General features: G+C 38.1%; 28 protein-coding genes. 17 read left to right on the top strand and 11 right to left on the bottom strand.

The genetic code is table 11. The annotated features are described in order from the left end of the window. On the top strand, positions 1-1,606 hold a 1,606-nt coding region (locus ACG94X_RS15885; RefSeq protein WP_419384664.1), incomplete at its 5' end, for a peptidoglycan recognition protein family protein. An 11-nt stretch (positions 1,607-1,617) separates the two neighbouring features. After that, a complete protein-coding gene (locus tag ACG94X_RS15890) occupies positions 1,618-2,430 on the top strand; it encodes a hypothetical protein (RefSeq protein WP_419384665.1) in 813 nt (270 codons plus the stop codon). A 53-nt stretch (positions 2,431-2,483) separates the two neighbouring features. Here the strand turns inward: ACG94X_RS15890 and ACG94X_RS15895 are convergent, their stop codons facing one another. Next, positions 2,484-3,404 carry a Dyp-type peroxidase gene (locus ACG94X_RS15895; protein WP_419384666.1) on the bottom strand — a complete coding sequence of 307 codons (921 nt, stop codon included), beginning with the start codon at positions 3,402-3,404 and terminating at the stop codon, positions 2,484-2,486. Positions 3,405-3,567: 163 nt separating this feature from the next. On the opposite strand from ACG94X_RS15895, the gene ACG94X_RS15900 reads away from it, so the two are divergent. Next, on the top strand, positions 3,568-4,188 hold the full coding sequence (locus ACG94X_RS15900) for a LysE family transporter (protein ID WP_419384667.1): 621 nt from the start codon (positions 3,568-3,570) through the stop codon (positions 4,186-4,188). Between the two features lie 162 nt (positions 4,189-4,350). On the opposite strand, the gene znuB is transcribed toward ACG94X_RS15900, so the two are convergent. Genes znuB through ACG94X_RS15915 form a run of 3 tightly spaced genes read right to left on the bottom strand, consistent with a single transcriptional unit; the run spans position 4,351 to position 6,413 of the window. Beyond that, the gene (gene znuB / locus ACG94X_RS15905) at positions 4,351-5,151 is read right to left on the bottom strand and encodes a zinc ABC transporter permease subunit ZnuB (RefSeq protein WP_419384668.1); all 801 of its coding nucleotides are present in this window, start codon (positions 5,149-5,151) and stop codon (positions 4,351-4,353) included. A gap of 3 nt (positions 5,152-5,154) precedes the next feature. Further along, a complete protein-coding gene (gene znuC, locus ACG94X_RS15910; protein WP_419384669.1) occupies positions 5,155-5,943 on the bottom strand; it encodes a zinc ABC transporter ATP-binding protein ZnuC in 789 nt (262 codons plus the stop codon). Then, on the bottom strand, positions 5,916-6,413 hold the full coding sequence (locus tag ACG94X_RS15915) for a transcriptional repressor (RefSeq protein ID WP_419384670.1): 498 nt from the start codon (positions 6,411-6,413) through the stop codon (positions 5,916-5,918). The genes znuC and ACG94X_RS15915 overlap by 28 nt, the downstream gene beginning before the upstream one ends. A 138-nt stretch (positions 6,414-6,551) precedes the next feature. On the opposite strand from ACG94X_RS15915, the gene ACG94X_RS15920 reads away from it, so the two are divergent. From ACG94X_RS15920 to ACG94X_RS15970, 11 genes are all read left to right on the top strand, one after another. Beyond that, positions 6,552-7,394: a metal ABC transporter solute-binding protein, Zn/Mn family gene (locus ACG94X_RS15920; protein ID WP_419384671.1), complete on the top strand. Its 843-nt coding sequence runs from the start codon at positions 6,552-6,554 to the stop codon at positions 7,392-7,394. 170 nt (positions 7,395-7,564) lie between these two features. Then, positions 7,565-7,963 carry an ATP synthase subunit I gene (locus tag ACG94X_RS15925; RefSeq protein WP_419384672.1) on the top strand — a complete coding sequence of 133 codons (399 nt, stop codon included), beginning with the start codon at positions 7,565-7,567 and terminating at the stop codon, positions 7,961-7,963. Positions 7,964-8,066: 103 nt separating this feature from the next. Next, entirely contained in the window at positions 8,067-8,942 is an 876-nt protein-coding gene (atpB, locus tag ACG94X_RS15930) for a F0F1 ATP synthase subunit A (RefSeq protein ID WP_419384673.1), read from the top strand. A gap of 84 nt (positions 8,943-9,026) precedes the next feature. Then, positions 9,027-9,272 (top strand): F0F1 ATP synthase subunit C, encoded by a 246-nt coding sequence (gene atpE, locus ACG94X_RS15935; RefSeq protein WP_000424060.1) that lies wholly within the window; start codon positions 9,027-9,029, stop codon positions 9,270-9,272. A 38-nt stretch (positions 9,273-9,310) separates the two neighbouring features. Continuing rightward, the gene (locus tag ACG94X_RS15940; protein ID WP_419384674.1) at positions 9,311-9,781 is read left to right on the top strand and encodes a F0F1 ATP synthase subunit B; all 471 of its coding nucleotides are present in this window, start codon (positions 9,311-9,313) and stop codon (positions 9,779-9,781) included. Between the two features lie 11 nt (positions 9,782-9,792). Further along, positions 9,793-10,329, top strand: a complete 537-nt coding sequence (locus ACG94X_RS15945) for a F0F1 ATP synthase subunit delta (RefSeq protein ID WP_419384675.1) — start codon at positions 9,793-9,795, stop codon at positions 10,327-10,329. A gap of 63 nt (positions 10,330-10,392) precedes the next feature. Further along, positions 10,393-11,937: a F0F1 ATP synthase subunit alpha gene (gene atpA, locus ACG94X_RS15950; RefSeq protein WP_419384676.1), complete on the top strand. Its 1,545-nt coding sequence runs from the start codon at positions 10,393-10,395 to the stop codon at positions 11,935-11,937. Between the two features lie 88 nt (positions 11,938-12,025). Further along, positions 12,026-12,895 carry a F0F1 ATP synthase subunit gamma gene (atpG, locus tag ACG94X_RS15955; protein WP_419384677.1) on the top strand — a complete coding sequence of 290 codons (870 nt, stop codon included), beginning with the start codon at positions 12,026-12,028 and terminating at the stop codon, positions 12,893-12,895. A 26-nt stretch (positions 12,896-12,921) separates the two neighbouring features. Next, positions 12,922-14,316: a F0F1 ATP synthase subunit beta gene (atpD, locus tag ACG94X_RS15960; RefSeq protein ID WP_419384678.1), complete on the top strand. Its 1,395-nt coding sequence runs from the start codon at positions 12,922-12,924 to the stop codon at positions 14,314-14,316. Positions 14,317-14,343: 27 nt separating this feature from the next. Further along, positions 14,344-14,763 (top strand): F0F1 ATP synthase subunit epsilon, encoded by a 420-nt coding sequence (locus ACG94X_RS15965; protein WP_419384679.1) that lies wholly within the window; start codon positions 14,344-14,346, stop codon positions 14,761-14,763. 343 nt (positions 14,764-15,106) lie between these two features. Next, on the top strand, positions 15,107-15,412 hold the full coding sequence (locus ACG94X_RS15970) for a hypothetical protein (protein WP_419384680.1): 306 nt from the start codon (positions 15,107-15,109) through the stop codon (positions 15,410-15,412). 5 nt (positions 15,413-15,417) lie between these two features. Here the strand turns inward: ACG94X_RS15970 and ACG94X_RS15975 are convergent, their stop codons facing one another. After that, a complete protein-coding gene (locus ACG94X_RS15975) occupies positions 15,418-15,861 on the bottom strand; it encodes an AAA family ATPase (RefSeq protein ID WP_419384681.1) in 444 nt (147 codons plus the stop codon). Between the two features lie 99 nt (positions 15,862-15,960). On the opposite strand from ACG94X_RS15975, the gene ACG94X_RS15980 reads away from it, so the two are divergent. Then, on the top strand, positions 15,961-16,425 hold the full coding sequence (locus ACG94X_RS15980) for a hypothetical protein (protein ID WP_419384682.1): 465 nt from the start codon (positions 15,961-15,963) through the stop codon (positions 16,423-16,425). 28 nt (positions 16,426-16,453) lie between these two features. Here the strand turns inward: ACG94X_RS15980 and ACG94X_RS15985 are convergent, their stop codons facing one another. From ACG94X_RS15985 to ACG94X_RS16000, 4 genes are all read right to left on the bottom strand, one after another. Then, complete coding sequence (locus ACG94X_RS15985) at positions 16,454-17,092, bottom strand: PM1805 family lipoprotein (protein WP_419384683.1); 639 nt, start codon at positions 17,090-17,092, stop codon at positions 16,454-16,456. A 203-nt stretch (positions 17,093-17,295) separates the two neighbouring features. Beyond that, positions 17,296-17,841: a glutathione peroxidase gene (locus ACG94X_RS15990; protein WP_419384684.1), complete on the bottom strand. Its 546-nt coding sequence runs from the start codon at positions 17,839-17,841 to the stop codon at positions 17,296-17,298. Positions 17,842-18,127: 286 nt separating this feature from the next. Beyond that, positions 18,128-18,901 (bottom strand): AraC family transcriptional regulator, encoded by a 774-nt coding sequence (locus tag ACG94X_RS15995; protein WP_419384685.1) that lies wholly within the window; start codon positions 18,899-18,901, stop codon positions 18,128-18,130. Between the two features lie 23 nt (positions 18,902-18,924). Next, positions 18,925-20,166, bottom strand: a complete 1,242-nt coding sequence (locus ACG94X_RS16000) for an MFS transporter (RefSeq protein WP_419384686.1) — start codon at positions 20,164-20,166, stop codon at positions 18,925-18,927. A 129-nt stretch (positions 20,167-20,295) separates the two neighbouring features. On the opposite strand from ACG94X_RS16000, the gene ACG94X_RS16005 reads away from it, so the two are divergent. Continuing rightward, a complete protein-coding gene (locus tag ACG94X_RS16005) occupies positions 20,296-20,940 on the top strand; it encodes a TetR/AcrR family transcriptional regulator (protein WP_419384687.1) in 645 nt (214 codons plus the stop codon). 126 nt (positions 20,941-21,066) lie between these two features. Beyond that, on the top strand, positions 21,067-21,978 hold the full coding sequence (locus tag ACG94X_RS16010; RefSeq protein WP_419384688.1) for a DMT family transporter: 912 nt from the start codon (positions 21,067-21,069) through the stop codon (positions 21,976-21,978). Between the two features lie 430 nt (positions 21,979-22,408). Here ACG94X_RS16010 and tsaC read toward each other — a convergent pair whose 3' ends face one another. Both tsaC and dprA read right to left on the bottom strand, forming a co-directional pair. Then, positions 22,409-22,978 (bottom strand): L-threonylcarbamoyladenylate synthase type 1 TsaC, encoded by a 570-nt coding sequence (tsaC, locus tag ACG94X_RS16015; protein ID WP_419384689.1) that lies wholly within the window; start codon positions 22,976-22,978, stop codon positions 22,409-22,411. A 46-nt stretch (positions 22,979-23,024) separates the two neighbouring features. After that, complete coding sequence (gene dprA / locus ACG94X_RS16020) at positions 23,025-24,149, bottom strand: DNA-processing protein DprA (protein WP_419384690.1); 1,125 nt, start codon at positions 24,147-24,149, stop codon at positions 23,025-23,027. Between the last annotated feature and the right edge of the window lie 7 nt (positions 24,150-24,156).

Genomic DNA, 24,156 nt, shown 5'->3' on the forward strand with positions numbered 1-24,156 from the left:
ACCTCAACCTCAACCTCAACCTCAACCTCAACCTCAACCTCAACCTCAACCTCAACCTCAACCTCAACCTCAACCTCAACCTCAACCTCAACCTCAACCTCAAAAAGAACAAACACCTTCCACTGCACCTCAGCAAAAAGCTGCACCACCTCCACCTCAAAAGATAGAGGTACAACAGGAGCATAATGAAGATAAAAAGCCTGTAGCCGTAGCAAGTTTAAGTGGATGTGTATGTAAAGATTATGATTTGATTTGGGGGGCAAAAGTAAATTGCTCTTTTAGGAAAAAGTTGGTCGAGATAACAAAAGAGTTATGGGGGGAAAATAAAAAGATTGAAAAGGCAAATATGTTAATGGCAATTTTTGCATGGGAAACTGGTGAAAAATTTAAATCAAATACACCAAATCAATCTAAATCTGGAGGTACTGGATTAATTCAGATTATGCCTACAACGTTTGAATCAATGACTAAAAGAAAGGCAACAATTGAATATGCTGTTAATTATTGGTTTAAACCTAAACATGGTAAACCTGATGAAAAATATCCGCGAATAAAGGAATTAGCTAGTTTAACAGAGTTGCAATATTTAGATTATGTCAGATTATATTTAATGCCATTAAAAGGGAAAGATGTACCATTCATAGAGTTTTATTTACAAGTATTATATCCCGCATCTGTTGGTAGAGAGGAGCATACCGTATTTGCAAAAAGTAAAAATTTATTAGATGTGAAAGACCATACTACTGAACGTGTTGAAAAATTTTCAAGAAATAATATGGATGGTTACTATTTAGATGAAAAAGGGATACTTCATAAAGATGGGGAAAAAGATGGTAAGGTAATGAAATCTGAAATAGCAGCTGCAATTACAAAATATGAAACTGATGGATTAACCAATAAAAGTGATTATAAAGATCATGAAGTAACGACAAAAGTTTCAGATTATGAGAAATCAATGAAACAAGGAGAAGCTGAAAAAAGTGAATGTAAGGATGGATGTAGTATTAAGCCTGTTAAAGTAACAGGTCAGCATGCGTGTATTTCAGGTATTGTAAAAGATGGATTTATTATTGATAACAACATAAAAATTCATAAAGTGCCTTCGTATAATAAATTACCAATTGATAAGGTTAAGGCTATTGTTCTTCATCGTACTGCAGGAGCGCCTAATGTAAAAAATTATTTGGACAGTATGATGAAAAAGAGCAGTACAGTCGGAGTACAATTCTGGATTGGGAAGGACGGAATTATCTATCAAGCAGGTGGATTGGATAAATTATCGCATCATATTGATAAATCACCTTTATCAAAACCTAAGATTCCAAATCTTTGGAGTAAATATGCAATAGGTATTGAGGTTTCAGGGTATTACTTTAATCCAAATGGACAAAAAGTGGTAGGTGATATTAAAACAGACCCAAATGGAAAATGGGAAGATGTCAGCGATGCACAAGCAAAGTCAGTTGCTTGTTTGGTGAGTTATCTTTTGAAATATTTTAAACTTTCCTTAGCAGATGTCACTGTCCATGAACAGCAATGTAATAAGACTCATCATGAAGGACAAAATGTTTATGATGCTATGTTGCCTTATTTTAAAGAGCATTAGGAGTAATTAACTTGAAAAATATTTTATACATATTTTTAATTTTCTCTTCATTTTGTTTAGCTAATTCTACATTAGCGAATCATTCACTTTCTAAACAATATATTTCTGATAGTAGCTTAAAAAAATTAAATTATCTTGAGAAGCTGGCAAATGAATCTGAAAAATTTCATAAATATTGTTGGTATAATCTAGAGGAATTGAATGGATGTTTTAGAGCATCATCTATAATGATTATTGGTTATAATCAGAGTAGAAATACTTTAGCGTATCTACAAAAAGTGCAAGCGCAAGCAGAAGATGCAGGAAATATCTATAGGTTGAAAATACAAGATTTGAATAGTAATAAATTATTGTTAGATAAAAAATATTTTTATAGTGTGGATTCGAAGGAATATGAAGATGCTAAATTGCAAAATATTGAGTATTTTTATAATAAAAATAAAAATGAAATAAGTAAGATATTACAAATAAATAATATTTCTCCATCAAGTTTTTCATTTAACTACATTCCCTATAAAAAAAATGACTCATCACTTTTAATTGGATTTTCAACAACGCAAAGCCTAGTGCAGTTTGGTTATGATAAACCAATTAAAGTGACGGCACTAAATAATTTGGTGCTTAAAAAGTCAAATAAATTATTTTTTAAACAAAATTATACAGGGAAAAATTTTTGTCAAGAGTGCACTTATCCCTTTTTTTTACTTGACCCCTTAACAATAATTGAATTAAAACCAAGTAGCAAAAAAATATTAGTTATTGGATTGATTGCATATGATTTCCACAGCCCAAATTCTCTCTTCTTTCAATTAATAGGAATTTAGTTATCTCATAATTCAGAAAAAAGGCTTTAGATAATTCTAAAGCCTTTTAAATTTTACCCCACCAAAATCTCTTCCAACACTTCTTCATTCGGCGCAAAGAAATAAGCACCATCGATAGGTGTTACAAAGTGCAGCAAACGGTCATGAATCCCATCGCCTTGAGTACCAAACATATTGACTAGCATACGATCAATACGGGTTAAGTCTTTGGTATAGGCAATAAAAAATAGACCTTGCTCGCCTTGACCATCGCCATAAGGAAGAGAGTGGCGTAGGATTTCTAATTCTTCACCTTCATTATCTTCAATGACAACACGAGCAATATGGGCATTTTCAGGTTTGTGTTCATCGTCCATTTCAATACTTTCTAATTTAGAACGACCAATCACATTTTCCTGTGCATCAACTTTTAAACGTTTCCACTTTTCAAGCTCGTGTACATAACGTTGTGCAAAAATAAAAGAACCATCTTCAAAAATACCTGAATCTTCACCTAATAACGCAGTCTCCGCACGATCATCAGGGAATTGAGGATTTTCAGTACCATCAATAAAACCAGTCAGGTCACGACCGTCGAGATAACGGAAGCACACCCGTTCATCCAGAACCTCAACTTGATTTTGGATACCATCAAAAAAGGATTGGCTAAGCGCAAAGCAAATATCTGTACGTGCAGATGCAATATGAATCAGAACATCAGCAGGAACCACTGGCATCTCAAATGCACCTTGAATCGGTTCTAACTGCTTAAACCCTTCAGGAGTTGTATGATAAAGTTTTGCCCAAAGTTCAGGACCAAAAGCGATTGAGGTCTTAATTTCAGCATCAGGATGTTGGGTAATTAAACGATCACGTGTACTTAACAACGCATTGAGTTGTTCTTTTAAACCATCAATAGACAGATTTTTTAAATTGAGCACGATAAAACGCGCATGATTAGAAGGTAAAGGTAAAATTACAGATTGGGCTGTCATTGCTTGATGGTTCCTCGATTATTTTCTATTCTCAATCATCCATTGTGCATGATGTATATATGGCTGAATAGGCTATATTCATATTTTATAGCGATTAATTTAGTCGAATTGTAAATGAATAATCCGCTTATAATAGGAGCATTGTTGTCAGTTTCCTATTTTTATGTCCTTTCAAATTTGGTTCGCTTATATGTTGGCTTGCTGGGTGATCAGCGTTTCACCTGGCGCTGGTGCAATTGCGTCTATGTCTAGTGGGCTCAATTATGGATTCCGACGTGGCTATTGGAATGTAGTCGGTTTACAATTGGCACTGATTGTGCAAATCATCATCGTTGCAGCAGGAGTTGGGGTGCTATTTGCAACGACACCTTTGGCATTTTTAGTAGTGAAATGGTTTGGTGTTTTATATTTGTTGTATCTCGCTTATTTACAATGGACTGCGCCGACACAATCTATTGATATTGAAACAGATCAAACTCAAAAATCTATTCCAAAACTTATTTTTCATGGTTTTTTGGTCAATATGAGTAATCCCAAGGCCATCGTATTTTTACTGGCAGTATTACCGCAATTTCTTGACCTCAATAAACCACAATGGATTCAATATGTGATTATGGCAGCAACGATGATCACGATAGATTTGGTCGTAATGGCAGGTTATACGGGGTTGGCAGCGAAAGTGTTAAGGTTATTGAAATCACCAAAACAGCAGAAATATATGAATCGAACTTTTGCCGTGTTGTTTAGTTGTGCAGCAGCGTTGTTGAGCTTGGTACATCAGTAAAATAGATCATTTATGAATTCTTTTATGGGTCATCTGTTTTATACAAAGAGTGATCAAATTTTATCTTTTTTGCAGAATAAGCCTGTGTATGGACAAAACTTTAAAGCGCCATTGAAGCGGGTATTCTCCAACAATTTCTTTATGTTCTAAGGCTTCATAACGTTAATTCAACTTTTTTACTTTCATTACACAAAAAATCATAGCAAAAAGAAGAGACATTGTTAAAACGATACTTAAACCTGTCGAAATATTTAGTGCAGCACTTGACCATAAACCGACAGTCACTCCAAGTTGTGCAATGACAAAAGCACCAATCACCATCTGTTTAGGTGAATGCGAAATTAAGCGGGCTGCTAGTGCGGGAATGACCAGTAATGCACCCATTAATAAAGAACCTACGGCACGTAAAGCCAATACAGTAAATAAAGCCAAGAGCAACATGAAAATCAAACGTTGCCATTTTGCATTTACTCCTTCGCTTACGGCAATATCAGGGTCAATCGCCATTTGAATTTGAGCTTGCCAGTGACGAAAAAGTATTGCCAAAGCACCAATGATGACTCCTGCAAAAATAGGCAGATCCGACCATTCAATGGTGAGTAAGTCGCCAAACAAATAACTGAGTAATTCTGGGCGTAAAGCAGGTAAATGCTGAATGAGCAATAAACCAGAGCAGAGCAGGGTGGCTGAACACAGTGCAAGCAAAGCATCGTTTGGTAAACGTGGGTCGTGTAAAACCCACAGAATTGCCACTAAAAGTACAGCTGTAAATGTCACCCCAATCCATAACGGTAAGCTTAGAATAGCCGCTAATGCAACACCTAACAAAGTCCCATGCGCCATTGTATCTGCGAAAAAAGACATTCTACGCCACAACATTAAACAGCCTAAAGGTGCTGTCAGAAACACCAAAAGCGTTCCCATTGTCCATGCAGGTAATAGTAATTCTAACCATTCCATCATGGTTTAAGCTTCCGGTTCAGGGTGAATGTGGGGGTGTGAACCATGCTCACAAGTTTTAGCTGAGTCGCCATGAGCACAATGATTATGATGGTGTTGATAAGGCACCCGACCTGTCCCGAAAAGAGCTTGATATTCAGGATGTTGTTGAATATTTTCAGGCAGACCACTACAGCAAATATGCTTATTTAAACACACTACACGTTGTGTACCTTGCATCACCCATTGTAAATCATGCGACACAATCAGAATTGAACAGCCATAACGCTCAGGTAAGCTGCGTACATAATCATAGAGTTCAGCTTCAGACTGAATATCTAAGCCTTGCATCGGCTCATCGAGAACTAAAATATTCGGCTGACGCAATAAAGCGCGAGCCAATAAGACCCGTTGCCGCTCACCACCCGAAAGTTGTTGAACTTTCGAATTTTCTAACTTGGCAATGCCTGTATCATGAATAATTTCAGCCTTAATAGCTTTATTACATTTCTCTAAATCCAGTAAATCTTTGACGCGTAACGGCAAACTATAAGAAGGATTAAATTTTTGCGGCACATAGGCGAGTTTTAATTTCTTTGAATTAATAATCTGACCAGAATTCGGTTTTAAAATACCCAGTAATACTTTGATTAATGTTGATTTTCCAGCACCATTAGGACCAATAAGCGTAACAATCTCTTTTTCATGTAATGAAAAATCGACATTTTTTAAAATATCACGATCATCTATACGAACGTTGATCTGCTGAAGCTGAATCAGATCTGTATTCATATCTTGTGTGAGCAGTTCTGACATATTCCGGAAATCTCAATAATACTCTGATGCGCCTTGAAGTGATCAGACTCAGCCAAGTGATCTAATTGTTGAATTAAACCTTTTGAAGATGCTTCTTTAACAATATGACAATGTGTACAAATCAAAAATGCAGCCTGATGTCCTTCACGCGGGTGGCAGCAAGGGATATAAGCATTAATAGATGTTAAACGGTGAATAAAGCCTTTTTCTAATAAAAAATCTAAGGTTCTATATACAGTGGGTGGTGCAGCAGGGCGTTCCGAGCCACCTTTCATTTTTGCTAAAAGATCATAAGCGCCTACAGGACCTGTCGCATTTAAAATCAGTTCAAGGACTTCTTTACGCAAAGGTGTTAGGCGTGCACCTGAGGTTGCACAAAGATTTTCTGCTTCTGATAAACGAGCTTCTACATTAAGATGATCGTGTACGCCATGCAATGTGTCATGGTGTTCGTGAGAACATAAGCTCATATCAGACCTCAAGACTTGTTGTTTGAATGAAAGGGAATCGTGAATATTAACATGAAGCACAATCAACTTACGAATGGCATAGGCAATTTTTAGCTTTTGTTATACTATAACATAAATTATTTTTGGTAATAAACATCCATGAATCGCATGATTGCTTTTTGTCTATGTGCATTGTTTGTCAATGTGACGTGGGCACAAGCGCCAATGGTGGTATCGACACACCCGATCTATTTGATTGCAAAAGAAATAACACAGGGTATTGAAGAACCAATTCTTTTATTAGAGAACCAAACAGGTCACGATGTGCAGCTCACACCTGCCAACCGTAAAACAATCATGGATGCCTCGTTGATTATTTGGGTGGGTAAAGAACACGAAGCACCTCTTGAAAAAGTATTAGGTGGTAATCCTAAAGCTATTTCACTTCTAAATTCAGGCATTATTCAAGCATTACCGTTGCGTAGTCCACGTGGTGTTGCCTTAACAAATACAGTCGATACACATGTTTGGTTAGATCCAAATAATGCAGTGCGTATCGGATTTTTCATGGCGGCATTACGTTCACAGCAACATCCTGAAAATAAAACAGCGTATTGGAACAATGCCAAGAGTTTTGCTAAAGAAATGTTGTTGGCATCACAAAAAGTAGCAGGTGCTGGAGCAGCACGTCCTTACTGGGCATATCATGATGCTTATCAATACTTGGAACGCTCTTTAAACCTGAAATTTTCTGGTGCAATGACCGATGATCCGCATGTTGCACCCACAGTTTCACAGATTAAATTTTTAAATGACACGCGCCCTTACAAAAAGATGTGTTTACTTGCAGAGTCCAATGCAAGCTCAAGTCAGTACCGAAAATTAGGTGAAATTGCTTTTCAGCCTGTAGATGAAACTTTAGTGAAACAACAAGATTTTGTGGTTGCATGGCAAACTTTGGCACAAGAGACACAAGCTTGCGTACTTAATGCACGGAAATGATGCAAAAAACAACCAACTATTGTTCATATGAAAAGCAACCTGTATATCGAAAAAAACACGATAAGGTCGGGAAAAGATTGCAAGTTCAGGGGGCTAACTCTATAATACCTGCGATTAAAAACGATCATCTGTTAAACTTGTCAAGCATTTATGCTATGAATGGATAAAAAATGAGCCAAACTAGTCGCTTGATTGACCGACGATTAGCAAAAGCTTTGGTCTATCTACAAGCAATAATGATTCCTGTTTCAGCCTTGATAGCGTGGGTCTTGAAAGACTCGACTGCGGCTCTGAGTGCAGCATTAGGTGCACTGATATGTTGGCTTGCCAGTTGTTATTTTTCTTGGCAGTCGTTTCGAGCAGCAGGCGCACGCGCTTCTCAACAGGTTCTTTCGAACATGTATAGAGGCTTAATGGGCAAATTTACAATTGTGATCGTTGGTTTCATTTTAATTTTAAGCAATGTCAAACCGTTATCTCCGGTGGCATTGTTTTGTGGTTTTATACTCGTGCAAGCGATGTCGTGGGTTGCTCCTTTTTGGGTAGCACGACAACAAAAACGAGTATAAGCGCAGCAGAAATTGAAAATTTTTTTGGGGATTAGCGAGATATCATGCAGCACGCGATATTCGTTAACCCTATTTATTATTTGACATTGACCAGGTGTGATTTATGGCTGCTGAAGAACATGCCCTGACTTCGACCGAGTATATCAAGCATCACTTGACCAACATGACCTACGGCAAAATGCCTGACGGTACGTGGAAGTTGGCTGAGAATGGTGTAGAAGCTCAACAGATGGGGTTCACTGCTATTCACTTGGATTCAATGGGTTGGTCAATAGGCCTTGGTTTGATTTTCTGTTTAGTGTTCTGGTGTGTAGCGAAAGCTGCAAACTCTGGTGTTCCTACCAAGTTCCAGTCTGCAATCGAAATGATTATCGAGTTTGTTGATTCAAGTGTTCGTGATACGTTTCATGGTAAATCACGTTTAATTGCGCCTTTAGCCCTCACGATTTTTGTGTGGATTTTCCTCATGAATGCGATGGATTTACTTCCAGTAGATTTCATTCCGCACCTTGCAGGAATTATTGGCTCAAACGTATTTGGTATGGATCCACACCACGTTTACTTCAAGGTTGTTCCAACTACAGATCCTAACATTACCCTTGGTATGTCTTTATCTGTATTTGCACTGATCTTGTTCTATAGTATCCGTGAAAAAGGCATCGGCGGTTTCGTTGGTGAATTGGCACTGAACCCATTTAACCCAAGTAACCCAGTTGCAAAAGCGTTATTGATTCCAGTGAATTTAATTCTAGAATTAGTAACATTCCTTGCACGTCCAATTTCATTGGCGCTCCGACTGTTCGGTAACATGTATGCAGGTGAGTTAATCTTCATCTTAATCGCGTTACTACCATTCTGGATCCAATGGGCGTTGTCTGTGCCTTGGGCTATCTTCCACATTCTTGTTATTACGTTACAAGCCTTCATTTTCATGATGCTGACTATCGTATACTTGAGCATGGCAAGCGAAAAACATTAATGGTATTGCCTAACTATCATCTGGTGGTTGGGTATAATTTTTTTACTTTAATTTGGTATTAAACCTAACCTCTGAGGAATTATCATGGAACTCACTTTAGGTCTAGTTGCAATTGCATCTGCTATCTTGATCGCTTTTGGTGCTTTAGGTACTGCGATTGGTTTCGGTCTTTTAGGCGGTCGTTTCCTTGAAGCTGTTGCTCGTCAACCAGAATTAGCTCCACAACTTCAAACTCGTATGTTCTTAATCGCAGGTCTTCTTGATGCTGTGCCTATGATCGGTGTTGGTATTGGCTTGTTCTTCATCTTCGCTAATCCATTTGTAGGTTAATCAGCTAATTCCGAAATTCATTATTTGAGGAATTTGCAATGAATATCAACCTCACATTGTTTGGCCAAGCGATTTCATTTGCGATATTTGTCGCATTTTGCATGAAGTTTGTATGGCCTCCACTAATCAATGCGATTAGTGAACGTCAGCGTAAAATTGCTGATGGCTTAAATGCTGCTGAAAAAGCGAAAGCTGATCTTGCTGATGCGCAAGCACAAGTTAAGACAGAAATCGATGCAGCTAAAGCACAAGCGGCACAATTGATTGAACAAGCGAACCGCCGTGCGGCACAATTGGTAGAAGAAGCGCGTACTCAAGCATCTGCTGAAGGTGAGCGTATTCGTCAACAGGCTAAAGAAGCTGTTGATCAAGATATCAATTCTGCTCGTGAAGAATTACGTCAACAAGTTGCTGCTCTTGCAGTTGCTGGTGCAGAGAAAATTCTGAACCAACAAGTTGACGCAGAAGCTCATAATGCCATGCTGAATCAGCTGGCTGCTAAACTTTAAGAGAGGCGAATATGGCTGAATTCTTGACGTTGGCACGCCCCTACGCTAAAGCAGCATTTGCTTATGCATCTGAGCAAAATGCAATTGACTCTTGGTCAAATGTATTACAACTGCTCAGTGCTGCGGTGCAAGATGAAGCATTCTCCGCTTATTTAAATCGCCCTGAGTTGACACCTGCTGAGCAGGTGGCTCTTTTTGCGAAAGTTTTAGGTAATGAACAAACTGTAGCAGTGTCAAACTTTTTGACACTTCTTGCAGATAATGGCCGTTTGGCTTTGTTACCTGAAATTGACACAGAATTTGAGCAACTTAAATCACAGAATAACAAGACTGTAGATGTTGTTATTGAATCGGCTTTCCCGCTTGATTCAGTGCAAGAACAGAAACTGGCTCATGCGTTGGAAAAACGTTTGAACAGTGCTGTTAAAGTCACAGTTGAAGTCAATCCAGCGCTTATTGCTGGTGTTGTTATTCGTGCAGGCGACCAAGTGATAGATGATTCTGTGCTTAGCAAGCTTGATAAAATGCGGACTCGTCTTCTTGCGTAATTATTTATAAAAAATACTACGTAAATTGAAGACTGAACTTTAAAAAGATTGAGGTATAGCGCAATGCAACAACTGAATCCATCCGAGATCAGTGCGCTCATTAAACAGCGTATCGGCGATCTGGACACTAGCGCGACCGCTAAGAACGAAGGGACCATTGTTATGGTTTCCGACGGTATTGTGCGTATTCACGGCCTTGCTGATGCAATGTACGGTGAAATGATCGAATTCGACGGCGGCTTATTTGGTATGGCACTGAACCTAGAACAGGATTCAGTGGGCGTCGTTGTTTTAGGTAACTACTTGACTCTTCAAGAAGGTCAAAAAGCGCGTTGCACAGGTCGTGTATTAGAAGTTCCGGTTGGTCCAGAACTTTTAGGCCGTGTAGTAGATGCTTTGGGTAACCCGATTGATGGTAAAGGCCCAATTGATGCTAAATTAACTGATGCTGTTGAAAAAGTAGCACCAGGCGTAATTTGGCGTCAATCAGTGGATCAACCTGTACAAACTGGTTATAAATCAGTAGATACAATGATTCCTGTAGGTCGTGGTCAACGTGAGTTGATCATTGGTGACCGTCAAACTGGTAAAACAGCAATGGCGATCGATGCGATCATCGCTCAGAAACATTCTGGCATTAAATGTGTATACGTAGCTATTGGTCAAAAACAATCGACTATTGCTAACGTTGTACGCAAGTTAGAAGAAACTGGCGCTATGGCGTATACCACTGTTGTCGCTGCTGGTGCAGCTGATCCAGCAGCAATGCTGTATTTAGCTCCGTATTCTGGCTGTACAATGGGCGAATACTACCGTGACCGTGGTGAAGATGCGTTAATCATTTATGATGACCTGTCTAAACAAGCAGTTGCGTATCGTCAAATTTCATTGCTTTTACGCCGTCCACCAGGTCGTGAAGCGTATCCAGGGGACGTGTTTTATCTTCACTCGCGTCTACTTGAACGTGCTTCTCGTGTATCTGCTGACTACGTTGAGAAATTTACTAACGGTGAAGTTAAAGGCCAAACTGGTTCATTAACTGCATTGCCGATTATTGAAACTCAAGCGGGTGACGTATCTGCATTCGTACCGACTAACGTAATTTCGATTACTGATGGTCAGATTTTCTTAGAAACATCATTATTCAACGCAGGTATTCGTCCTGCTGTGAACGCGGGTATCTCTGTATCTCGTGTTGGTGGTTCTGCGCAAACGAAGATCATCAAAAAATTGTCTGGTGGTATCCGTACTGCTTTGGCGCAATACCGTGAATTGGCAGCATTTGCTCAGTTTGCTTCTGATCTTGACGAAGCAACACGTAAGCAACTTGAACATGGTCAACGTGTAACTGAATTAATGAAGCAAAAACAATATGCTCCATATTCAATTGCAGACCAAGCTGTTTCAATTTATGCATCTAACGAAGGTTATATGACTGACGTTGAAGTGAAGAAAATTGTAGACTTTGATGCTGCACTTATTTCTTACTTCCGTTCAGAGCATGCTGCGTTAATGCAAAAAATCGATGACTCTGGTGATTACAACAAAGACATCGAAGCTGCAATCAAAGCCGGTATTGAGAGCTTTAAAGCGACTCAAACTTACTAATTTTAGCAGTTGCTAAAAGCTAGTTAAGTTTGGTTCACGGATCAACCTTCGGAGGCTTGAAAGAGCCTTCGAATACTAGGTTAAGCGTATGGCAAATTTAAAAGAAATTCGCGCCAAAGTCGCTAGTATCAAGAGCACGCAAAAGATTACTCGCGCGATGCAAATGGTAGCAGCGTCTAAGATGCGTCGTGCGCAAGAGCGCATGGCTCAAGGCCGTCCGTATGCCGAAAATATGCACCGTGTAATTGCTCATTTGGTACAAGCGAATCCTGAATATAAACACCGTTATATGGTTGAACGCCCAGTAAAACGCGTTGGCTATATCATTGTTTCTTCAGATCGTGGTTTGGCAGGTGGTTTAAACATTAACTTGTTTAAGAAAACTGTTAAGCACGTACAACAGCAACAAGAGCAGTCAATTGAAGTTCAATTTGCTTTAATTGGTCAAAAAGCGGTTTCGTTTTTTAAAAACTACGGCGGTAACGTGCTTGGTGCAACGACGAATGTCGGCGATGCTCCAAGTCTTGAGCAGTTATCAGGTTCTGTACAGGTGATGTTGGATGCATTTGATAAAGGCGAGTTAGATCGTATTTATCTTGTATCAAACGGCTTTGTCAATGCCATGACTCAAAATCAAAAAATCGAACAACTCGTGCCTTTAGCAGCTGCTGAAGAAGGCGAGAATCTAAACCGTTCATACGGTTGGGATTACTTGTATGAGCCAGAAGCTGAAGAGCTTTTAAATGGCTTATTGGTTCGCTATATCGAGTCTGTGGTATATCAAGGTGTGATTGAAAATATCGCATGTGAGCAGTCTGCACGTATGGTCGCTATGAAAGCAGCGACAGATAACGCAGGCGATATCATCAAGAGCCTACAACTCATTTATAACAAGCTGCGTCAAGCCGCGATTACTCAGGAAATTTCTGAAATCGTTGGTGGTGCCGCTGCCGTTTAACATTATTTTGAATTGAGGAGACAGCAATGAATAGCGGTCGTATCATTCAGATCATCGGCGCGGTTATCGACGTCGAGTTTGAACGTAATAGCGTTCCTAAGATCTATGACGCTCTGCAAGTTGTTGGTACTGAAACTACTTTGGAAGTTCAGCAACAGCTTGGTGATGGCGTAGTTCGTACTATCGCAATGGGATCTACTGAAGGTCTTAAGCGTGGTTTAACTGTTACGAATACTGAAGCACCAATTTCTGTACCTGTAGGTACAGCATGTTTGGGTCGTATTATGGACGTTTTAGGACGCCCTATCGACGAAGCTGGTCCAGTTGCAACTGAAGCGCGTTTACCAATTCACCGTCAACCGCCTACATATGCAGAACAAGCTGCTTCTACTGATCTTTTAGAAACTGGTATTAAAGTCATCGACTTACTTTGCCCGTTTGCTAAAGGTGGTAAAGTTGGTTTGTTCGGTGGTGCCGGTGTTGGTAAAACTGTAAACATGATGGAATTGATCAACAACATCGCGAAAGCTCACTCAGGTTTATCTGTGTTTGCTGGTGTTGGTGAGCGTACTCGTGAAGGTAATGACTTTTATCACGAAATGAAAGATTCTAACGTTCTAGACAAAGTAGCAATGGTCTACGGTCAGATGAATGAGCCACCGGGGAACCGTTTACGCGTAGCGTTGACTGGGCTTACTATGGCTGAATATTTCCGTGATGAAAAAGACGAAAACGGTAAAGGCCGTGACGTATTGTTGTTTGTAGACAACATTTACCGTTACACATTGGCTGGTACTGAAGTGTCTGCACTTCTAGGTCGTATGCCATCTGCAGTAGGTTATCAGCCTACACTTGCAGAGGAAATGGGTCTTCTTCAAGAGCGTATTACATCAACTAAGTCTGGTTCGATCACTTCGATTCAAGCTGTTTATGTACCTGCTGATGACTTAACAGATCCATCGCCTGCTACAACGTTTGCTCACTTAGATGCAACTGTTGTATTGAGCCGTGACATCGCATCTTCTGGTATTTATCCAGCGATCGATCCACTTGACTCAACTTCACGTCAGCTAGATCCTTTAGTTGTTGGTGCTGAGCATTATGAAATTGCACGTTCTGTACAGAACATTTTGCAACGTTATAAAGAGCTTAAAGACATCATCGCAATTTTGGGTATGGACGAATTGGCTGAAGAAGATAAATTGGTTGTTTACCGCGCGCGTAAAATCCAACGTTTCTTCTCTCAACCGTTCCACGTAGCTGAAGTATTTACTGGTGCTCCTGGTAAATTAGTATCTCTTAAAGAAACGATTCGTGGCTTTAAAGGTCTTTTAGCTGGTGAATACGATCACATTCCAGAACAAGCGTTCTATATGGTTGGTGGTATTGACGAAGTTATCGCTAAAGCTGAGAAACTTTAATTAGCAACTCTAATTTAGGAGATTCTCATGTCTACTATGCAGTGTGATGTTGTAAGTGTAAAAGAGTCTTTGTACTCTGGCGCTGTAACGATGCTAATTGCGAAAGGTGCTGGCGGTGAGTTAGGTATTATGCCTGGTCATGCGCCGCTTGTAACTTTGCTTAAGCCGGGTGCAATTCGCGTTCTGCTTGAAAATGGTACAGAAGAGTTAATCTATGTATCTGGTGGTGTTTTAGAAGTTCAACCGCATGTTGTTACGATTCTTGCAGATACTGCAGTTCGTGCTGACAGTTTAGATGAAGCTGCAATTCTTGAAGCGCGTAAACACGCTGAAACTTTGCTTGCAAATCAAAAGAGCGATTTGGACACTGCTGCTGCTTTGGCTGCTCTTGCAGAAACTGCTGCTCAGTTGGATACCATCCGCAAAATCAAAAACCGCGCTCAATAAGACGCAGTTCGAGATTGAAGAGCCACCCGAAAGGGTGGTTTTTTTATATAAAAAATTCATCAAAAATATTTAACTTACAGAATAAGAGTAATACATGATAATTAAAGTGATTTTCCAACTAAAAACATCGTTATTATTTGTTAGTTGTACTTTTTCACCACCTAAAGCAGCTCAACAATTATCCCAAAGCATAAAGGAGCTAACTGCACTATTAATACGAGTAAATTTTTATCAATTTAAAAGATGTTTCACACATATGGAGTCAATAAAAGACATATCTAAAGTTGAATTTTCCTATGGCTTGTTTTGAGTTAATCTTTTGGAAAATTAGGAAAAAAGATGAATGAATCTTATCGAACAACAACCACACTTTTGGGAACTCTACCAAAATCAAGATCAATATTATCTCAGCATTGCTGTCGATATGAGTTCAGTCGTATCGTGTTGGAATATCTATTTAGCCCAAGTTGAGATTCAAAATTTTCTAAGCAATGGGCGAATTGTAATCGAAGAACTGGCTGAATCCATTGTTTCAGAGACTTATCGTGGTAATTTTTCCAATTTAGAGGCACGAGCTGTATCCGAAGATATCCAAAAAGAGATTCAAGCAGCATTTAAAATATGGCACAGCCAGCAACAATCGAATTGAATGATTTAATTTGAAGCGACTTGAATTGAAAACCCATTATTTTCAATCAGTTTAACTTTAAAAATTTCATCAAAACCTTCTGAAGTATGGGGGATTTCTAATTTTCGGAAAGTTGCTTGAACCCCTTTTTCGGGAATATTGGCTTTACCTTCACGCTGAGAATTGCGCTGTAAAGTGCTAACTAAATCCGTTTCAAAATAATAAGAAATTACTTCAAATTGATGTGCTTTGGCACGTTGTATATATCGCGAACGATCAGCTGCACTCATGTTGGTATTATCAATCACCATTTTAGTTTTAGAATGGAGTGCCGCATCAAATAGGATATTTTCACGATGACGAGTTTTGAGCATATCGAGATTGATCCGCAAATGCGTATGATAAAAATACTGCTGATAAAATGTAGATTTACCAGAAGCTTGTACTCCTGTGAAAAGAATCAGTTGCATGAGTGACTACAAAAAAGGCTTATTTCAACATTAAAACACGACACTTGCTTTGCTACAATTTAGTGAGTGTAATAAAAATGAATTATAAAAAAGAACGATATGCATATGATCAATCCTGCGAAATTATTATCCAGTTGTTTCATGATTGGAGTGCTAAGTGCATGCCAAAGCCAATTTGTGACCAAGCCGAATTTACCCAATGAAGCAAGTTTGGTGGCAAATTCTGTTGCAAATGGTTTGGAAATTGAAATATCGATTAACTATAGAGACGCATTTAAAAATCTGAGAATGGCATATCATCAATGTGTGGCATTTACAGGTGAAAAAGATTTTGTATTTACAGACAATAAGTTAGAAGAACAACTGGAAATGGGAACACTGTTCGTGCGTACAGAGGGAGGGGCATATTTATCAAAAACACTGGTAGAAGCACTTGGGAAAGATAAGACCCGTTTAACTTTATTCTTACCTTCAAATTATAAATTTGCTCAGGCACGTTTAAAACTGGATGTTAAACGTGCTCTGGGGCAAGATCCTTTGTGTAATGTAGCGAAACCTGCCTAATTGTTTGTAAAATAAACTTGGAAATAGATTAGCTTTGATCTTTTGATTGATGAGATGAAGATTCATCTACACTTGGAGAAAGCATCACCATGCCTGCAAGTTTAAACATATCTGTTTGAATATTATCCATTTGTTTTTCAATTTTTTTGAAATCCACTTTGGATATATCCATGTCACCATTTAATAATGATGAATTCAAAACTTGTTTATTGGCATGTAGAATTTGCTGACGTATTCCATCAATTTCCTGACTTTTTAAATCCAGTGAAATCAATGCTGTATTGAAACCTTGTAATTCGCGGTTTAAAGTTTTGACTGTGCTTTGCAACGCTGCGGTATCTTTTGTTTCTACAGCTTGTTGTAAGTCGGATTGGGTTTGTTGTAGCTTGTCAACATAGTCACCAGTTTTAAGTTGAACGTTGGCGACATCACGAGCGATATAAAACATATTACCTTGTTTAAAATCATCTGTAGTTTTAGAGGCTGACTCGGATGAGTTCGCAGCATGCTCTTGGTTTGTTGTTTTTTGCTCAGAATCGGCAGTGTGTTCTGTATCGGAAGATGAATATTGTTGCGACTGTTGCACTGGCTGATTACAGCCTAAAAGTAAAATACCACAGGCAAAAATAACAAAAGGTAAAACAGCACCTTGTAAAAGCGTTTTCATCATCATACAAAATTAAATTGCTTTAAGATGATTTAAATATAAGGTGAAAAGATGGAGAGATTGAGGATTGTTGCAAAGCCTATACAGTTTGTCACTGTAGTGAATCATTCTCAAATTTTGTTGGTGTCTAATTGATAAAAAAGAGTGCTTGTTTAGCACTCCTTTATATTGTGGCGAATGTAGAAAGTACGGATACTTTTAGATTACTTCGCTAATTCAGCTTCAATTGCTGAAGTGATACGAGGGTCATCTGCAGTAATGTCTGGTGCAAAACGTGCCACGATTTCACCATTTTTACCAATTAAGAATTTTTCAAAATTCCACAATACTTCAGGTTTTGGATTTGGTGTTAAGCCATAATCAACAAGATCTTTCCACCAAGGTCCTTCGCCCAAACGCTCAGGGATAGCATGGATCAATGTGTTATAGAGCGGGTGTTTATCTTCACCTGCAACTGAAATTTTAGCGAAAAGTGGGAAATCAACATTATACGTAAGTGAGCAAAATTGCTGGATTTCTTCATCTGTTCCAGGTTCTTGTGCAAGAAAATTATTAGCAGGAAAACCTAGAATTTCTAAACCTTGTGCTTTTTTGTCTTGATAGAGTTTTTCAAGCCCTTCGTATTGTGGTGTTAATCCACATTTTGACGCAACATTAACAATTAAAAGTACTTTGCCTTGATATTGATTTAAGGTTGTAGGTTCACCTTTGATGGTATTTACAGGAATATCGTAAACGGTGTTGCTCATATTATTGTCCTAATGAAATAAATGTAGATGAGTGAAGATGCTGTGATAGTAATGTTTTAACGATAATCTCTACAGACAGCAAGTTACATTTGTATATGGCAGGTAATAAAAAAACAGATCAGGTGTTTTACTGTAAATATAGCGTATGGCACCGTTAAATAAGACAATATCAAGCGAGTAGTCGTATATACTTTTGTTTGAAATTTTACATTTCACGGAAACTATCAACTAAAAATATACGTGGTTGAAAGCCTTGGCGAATGATCAAAAAATCCAATGATGGCTTTTAAATATTTCGCATTTGAGCAGGGGTTTGCCCTGTGTAACGCTTAAAAAACTCAATAAAACTAGAACTGTGTTGATAACCTAGCTCCAAGCTAATTTTCTTTACAGAATAATCTTTTTGAATCAAGGAAATAGCATGAATAATTTTGGCTCGATTGCGCCATTCAGATAATGCCAGTTTTAAATGTTCCTGACTGAGTCTTAAAGCATGGCGCTCGGTAATTTGAAAACGATTCAAAATTTCTGACAAACTTTGACTGAAATATAGCGGATTTGATAACTCCTGAAGAATCGGTTTTAAAATAGGATGGTCGCTTTGCGGTAAATAATGGTTATAACAAGCGCTGTTTTGAATTTGGTCTAAGAGTAATTGCAGTAAATGTAGATGGTAGTTTTGCGATGGTATTCCCAATTGCTGCTGTTCTAAAATTTCTTCGAGGGTTTGTCGTAAAAAAGGACGGACATTTAAAGTTTTTGTTTCTGGCGCTAAATTTTTACATAAATCGGGGTGGATTCGAATGCAAATATAGTGAGTCAATTGCTCATCTAAAGCGGTACAGCAATGTTCCGTATGGGGTGGAATCCATAAGCCATAACTTGGTGGTGAAAGATAGATTTGATCTTTCACCATGAGTTCCAGAGTGCCATTTAAACTCAAATTAAAATCGCCCCAAAGATTTGAATGGGGCGTGACTACATCATCTTTTTGATAGAAAAACTCTTCTACCATAAGCATATGATTAAGTTGAAAATTTGGATTAGGTTCAAATGGCATGATGATATTATCAATAGACTCTATTATTCAGATGAAATTGAGCAAGTTTCTTGTTTGGGGTTATTCAAACCACGACTTAAAGTAAAGATGGAGATAACCGCCAAAATGATAAAACTCAACACACTATACAATAAAATGTTGGCATTAAAATGATCAACCACATATCCACCAATTAAAGCACCTGATGCAATCATTATTTGGAAGAAACCAACAAATAATGGCATTCCTTTTTCAACTGCATGCGGTGCATGTAAAAACATCCAAATATTTGCAGTTGTGGGAAATGCACCAAATGCAAAGCCCCAAAGAGCTGTAAGAATGAATGCACCTGAAGTATGAATTGCAAAGAGTGGGAAGCCGAAGAATACGACAGCAAAACAAATGGCTACGAATGCAAAAGTATAGCGAACATTCAAATTACTACTGTAACCTGCAAAAGCATTTCCAAAAATACCAGCAATACCAAACATTAATAATAGGGAGCTGATGGTTGCGCTATCAAAACCTGCTGAATTTTTGAAAAATGGAGTGAGATAGCTATATGATGAAAAGTGAGCTAAACCAATCAACAAGATAATAATTAAGCCTTGTCGAGCCTTATTGATTCTCAATAAAGCAGGTAAGTCTCTAAAATGAATGGCAGATTCAGGCTTTAAGCTGGGTATAAATTTAAAACCAAGCAGTAAAACTACAAAGCCTATAACAGATGTAATTCCAAATGAAGTTCGCCATCCATAAGCATCGCTCAGCCAAGTTCCAATGGGAACACCCAAAACTGTTGCCAGTGTAACACCAGCCATAACGGTTGCAGTTGCTTTGGCAATAGGTAAATGTGATGGCGCTAAACGGCCACTTAAAGCAATGGCAGTTGCCCAAAAACCACCAATTGCAAAGCCTAGAATAAAACGGCTGAGTAGTAAAATTTCAAAATTTGGCGCAATAGCTGTAATGGCATTTGCGCCCACCATTGTTGCTGTGAGCCCAAGTAATAAATAACGACGATCTAGATTCTTAACAGAAACGGGTAGTAATGGCGCTGCAAAAGCTGCCATAACCCCAGGTAATGTGATCATTAAGCCTGCTGTACCCACAGAAACATGTAGATCAGCAGCAATATCATTTAGCACACCAATGGGGAGAAATTCACTGGTGACTAAAGCGAAGGCAGTGATTGCAACAGTAAGTAGCGCAATCCAGCTACCCTGTGAACTGGGTGGTGCTTCGGTTGTATTTGCTTCTGAAATGTCAGATTGCATTATGTTCATGGGAGTGTATTCCGAGAATATAGGGAAAGTTTTAATTGATTAGTGATCGTTATAAAAATAAAATATTTGATTAATTCACTTGTGTCAATTAATTTAATAATGTTCGTTATAAAAATATGTGGGAAGTTTATGTCAGATTCTGAAGTCCAGTTTTTAGTTTCGGAAAAACAAGCCAGTAAAAGAGGGAGAGGACGTCCTAAATGTTTTGATGAACAAGACGTTTTACAAAAAGCCATGCTCATTTTTTGGGAATATGGTTATGAAGCGACGTCAATGAGTGATTTGACCAAAGCTTTAAACCTAACAGCACCAAGTCTTTACAGTTGTTTTGGGGATAAATCACAACTGTTCTATGCATGCTTAGAATATTATTTAAAATATGAAGCTTGTCCAATTGAGCTAATTTTTCAGCAGGCCAAAACAGCAAAAATTGCAGTTGAATTGTATCTTTATGAAAATTTAAAAAAGCTCGTTCAGCAAGGTAAACCTACAGGTTGTATGCTCGTTACGGCAACGATGAATTGCTCAGAAGAACATTATTCTATACAACAAGATTTATTGTTTAAACGTAATGTTGTCAAAAGTAAAATCCTTACTCGTTTAGAACAAGGGGTTCAAGATGGGGATTTGGTTGCAACAGCTAATTTACAAGGCATGACTGATTATTATGCAACAGTAATCCAAGGTTTAACCATGCAGGCACGTGATGGTGTTGAGCGTGAACAATTAGAACAAGTCGTAACTTTGGCACTGAAGACTTGGCAATTATTTTGAACTGTAAATTTTAATTTTTATTACTTTGTCTGAATTGCAATATAGATGTCTGAAATAAGGTATTTAAATTAATTCAGACTTAATTGATAATATTTCTCATTATTAAATATTTGAATAGAAGCTAAAATGTACACCAATTCAAAACCTATATGGTGGGCAGTCTGCTTACCTATTTTCGCCGTATTGATCTGGTCAATGAATATTGCTGTGACACGTTATGTTGCAGAGTACATTTCACCAGTTAGTATTAGTTTTTACCGTTGGCTTGTGGCATTTATTATTCTAACTCCAGTGATGTTGCCGAAAGTCTGGCAGCAGCGCCATTTTATTCGTGAACATTTTTTCCAATTTGCTGTATTGAGTGCCTTTGGTATGGTGCTTTATCAAGGCTTAGCCTATAGCGCAGCACATTATACCACTGCAACTAATATGGGCATTATCAATGCTTTTATTCCAGTGTTTACGATTTTTGTTTCCATTATGATCTTAAAGGAAATTCCAAATCGTTTTGCTGTGATCGGCGGCATAATTTCATTTCTTGGTTTACTGTATGTTATTGGACGAGGAAGTTTTTCCAATTTGACTCAATTGGGTGGGCATTGGGGTGATGTGCTCATGGTTTTGGCAGTATTTTTCTATGCTTTTTATGGGGTATTTCTTAAAAAATGGCAGTTAAAAATTCCTTTGCTGATCAGCCTGTATGTGCAAATTGGATTTACGCTGATCTACCATTTACCTTTTGTACTGTGGTTTGGACTAGATCCAATCGACACTCATAATGCTACCAGTGTGCTTTATGCAGGTGTCTTTCCTTCATTGGTTGCACCTTTACTCTGGATGATGGCAGTTCAATATTTAGGGCCGAATAGAACCAGTATCTTTATGAATTTAATGCCAGTGTTTACAGCAATCATCGCATATTTCTGGTTACATGAAGAATGGACGATTTATCACACAATAGGTGGTGTAATTATTCTATTGGGCATCGCATTGGCGCAAAAAAAAATCATTAATTGTCAAAAAAAGCACATGAGCTGAATAATTATTTTGTTGATATTGGGTGAAAAATAGACAAACAGTTTGATGTTTTTCATCCAAATTAGTTGCTAAAATTTGAATATTATTATTTAAATTTTAGCATTATTCGATTAAAAAAATAAATTATAAAATAAATTGAAACACTTAATTTTATTGCCTAATTCAATCAATAATATGCTTAATATTTAGTGTTAAGTATCAGAAGAATAATGTATTTGTATTCAAAATATATTTATAGGATAATATTTTCATAGCAGGTATTAAGTTTTTCTTAATGACTTGTCTACAGCAAATTTGCATACCCTCTGGATGTTGTTAAATACATCCTTTTCATACTCAGCCAACCCTATATCTGGCTGAGTTTTTTTTTTACTTTTTTTTAATGCATTAATAGATTTTAAATTTACGTGATTAGTATGAGAAAAACCAATTAAGCACGAATCACAGTTCCAGTAGAGGCATCGATTATTTTACTGGGTTCACGACTTAAACCTAAATCACCATTCAAATAATCGAGCTGTGCACCAAAATATTGGTTAGCATTTTGCAATGATCTTGCAGGTTCTAAGCCTGCTGGGTTGGCACTGGTTGAAACAATGAAGCCATTGAAAGCATTACACAAAGCTATACATAAAGGATGATTGGTCACCCGTACAGCAACTTGTGTATGGTTACCTTTAATCCATTGAGGAATATGCTCATCGGCAGGGAGTAGCCATGTGGTTGCCCGTTCATTATTAGCGCGTTGCGTCCATGATTGAATGATTTGTTCACGAATAGTGGGATCAATACCTTTCAATAAATGCTCCACTTGTGAAATTTGTCCCGCCAGTAGAATGACGCCTTTTTCAATCGGGCGTTGTTTTAGTCTTAGGATTTCGTTAAACGCTTGCTCATTGAATGGGTCACATCCTAGACCCCATACCGCCTCTGTTGGATAAGCCAATACTTTGCCTTGTTTTAAGGTTTGGGCAGCTTCAGCAACGGAGGTTGTAATCATCTATATTCACCATGTCAGTTCTGACAATAAAACACTATTGTGAACCTTAATGACTTGTACGGCAACGCAAGTAAAGACCAGATTGTTGGATACATAAGCCTAAAAGTTCTAATTCCATTAGTTGGCTGGTTAATGTTGCGGTGGCTAAATCAGATTTTTGTGAAAGTGTATCAAGGTCTTGCCCAATCCAATCTAGACGTTGGTAAAGCTGAAATAAATGCTCGGGAATGTCGGGTCGGTATTCTACTTTTTCTTGTTCTATGCAGTACCATTGGGTTGGAAGTGCAAGATCTTCAATAACTAGTTCAGGATGATCAACCAATATTGCACCTTCACGAATTAATTGGTGGCAACCTTGATGATGCTCACTATAAATATGTCCAGGGATGGCAAAAATTACTTTACCTTGCTCTGCAGCTGTTTGCGCCGTAATTAAAGAACCACTACCCAATTGTGCCTCTGCCACTAAAACACCGAGACTCAGTCCACTGACGATACGATTACGATAAGGAAAATTGCGTTGGATAGGCTGTGTTTCAGGTAAATATTCACTGATGACTGTGCCTGAATTCTGTAAAATTTGTTCTTGTAAAAGTCTATTCTGACTTGGATAGACCAAATCTAAGCCTGAGCCAACGACAGCAATCGTCCGATAATTCTTTAAACCACCTGTATGTGCAGCTGCATCAATACCTTCAGCTAAACCACTGGTAATAAAAAAGCCTTTTTCACTTAAATAATAAGCAAAATCATAGGCAACCTGTTTTCCATGCGGACTTGGTTTACGACTGCCAACAATTGCAATTTGAGGCTGACTCAAATTTTGTGATGAACCTTTGCCAAAAAGAATCGGTGGATGATTGATATAAGGAAGTAATTGTTGCGGATAATGAGGATCGGTATCTAATAAAATAAAGTCACAATGTTGTCGAACTTTCTCTAAACAGATTTGAAATTTAGCTTGACCACTGGTAGTGGCAAAGTCTTTCACTCGTTCGAGATGATTTTTATGAATATTAAGTTCAGACCAACGAATTAAATTTTCAGGCTGAATTGCTTTTGAAATAGAACCAAAATATGTTTCAAGTTTACGCAATGAACTGTGTGAGTGTTGAATCAAATACCAAAGCAAGATGGCATCTAATTGATCTTCAGGTATTTGATTCAACATATATTCA

This window comes from Acinetobacter psychrotolerans, assembly GCF_048552595.1.
Classification (GTDB): domain Bacteria; phylum Pseudomonadota; class Gammaproteobacteria; order Pseudomonadales; family Moraxellaceae; genus Acinetobacter.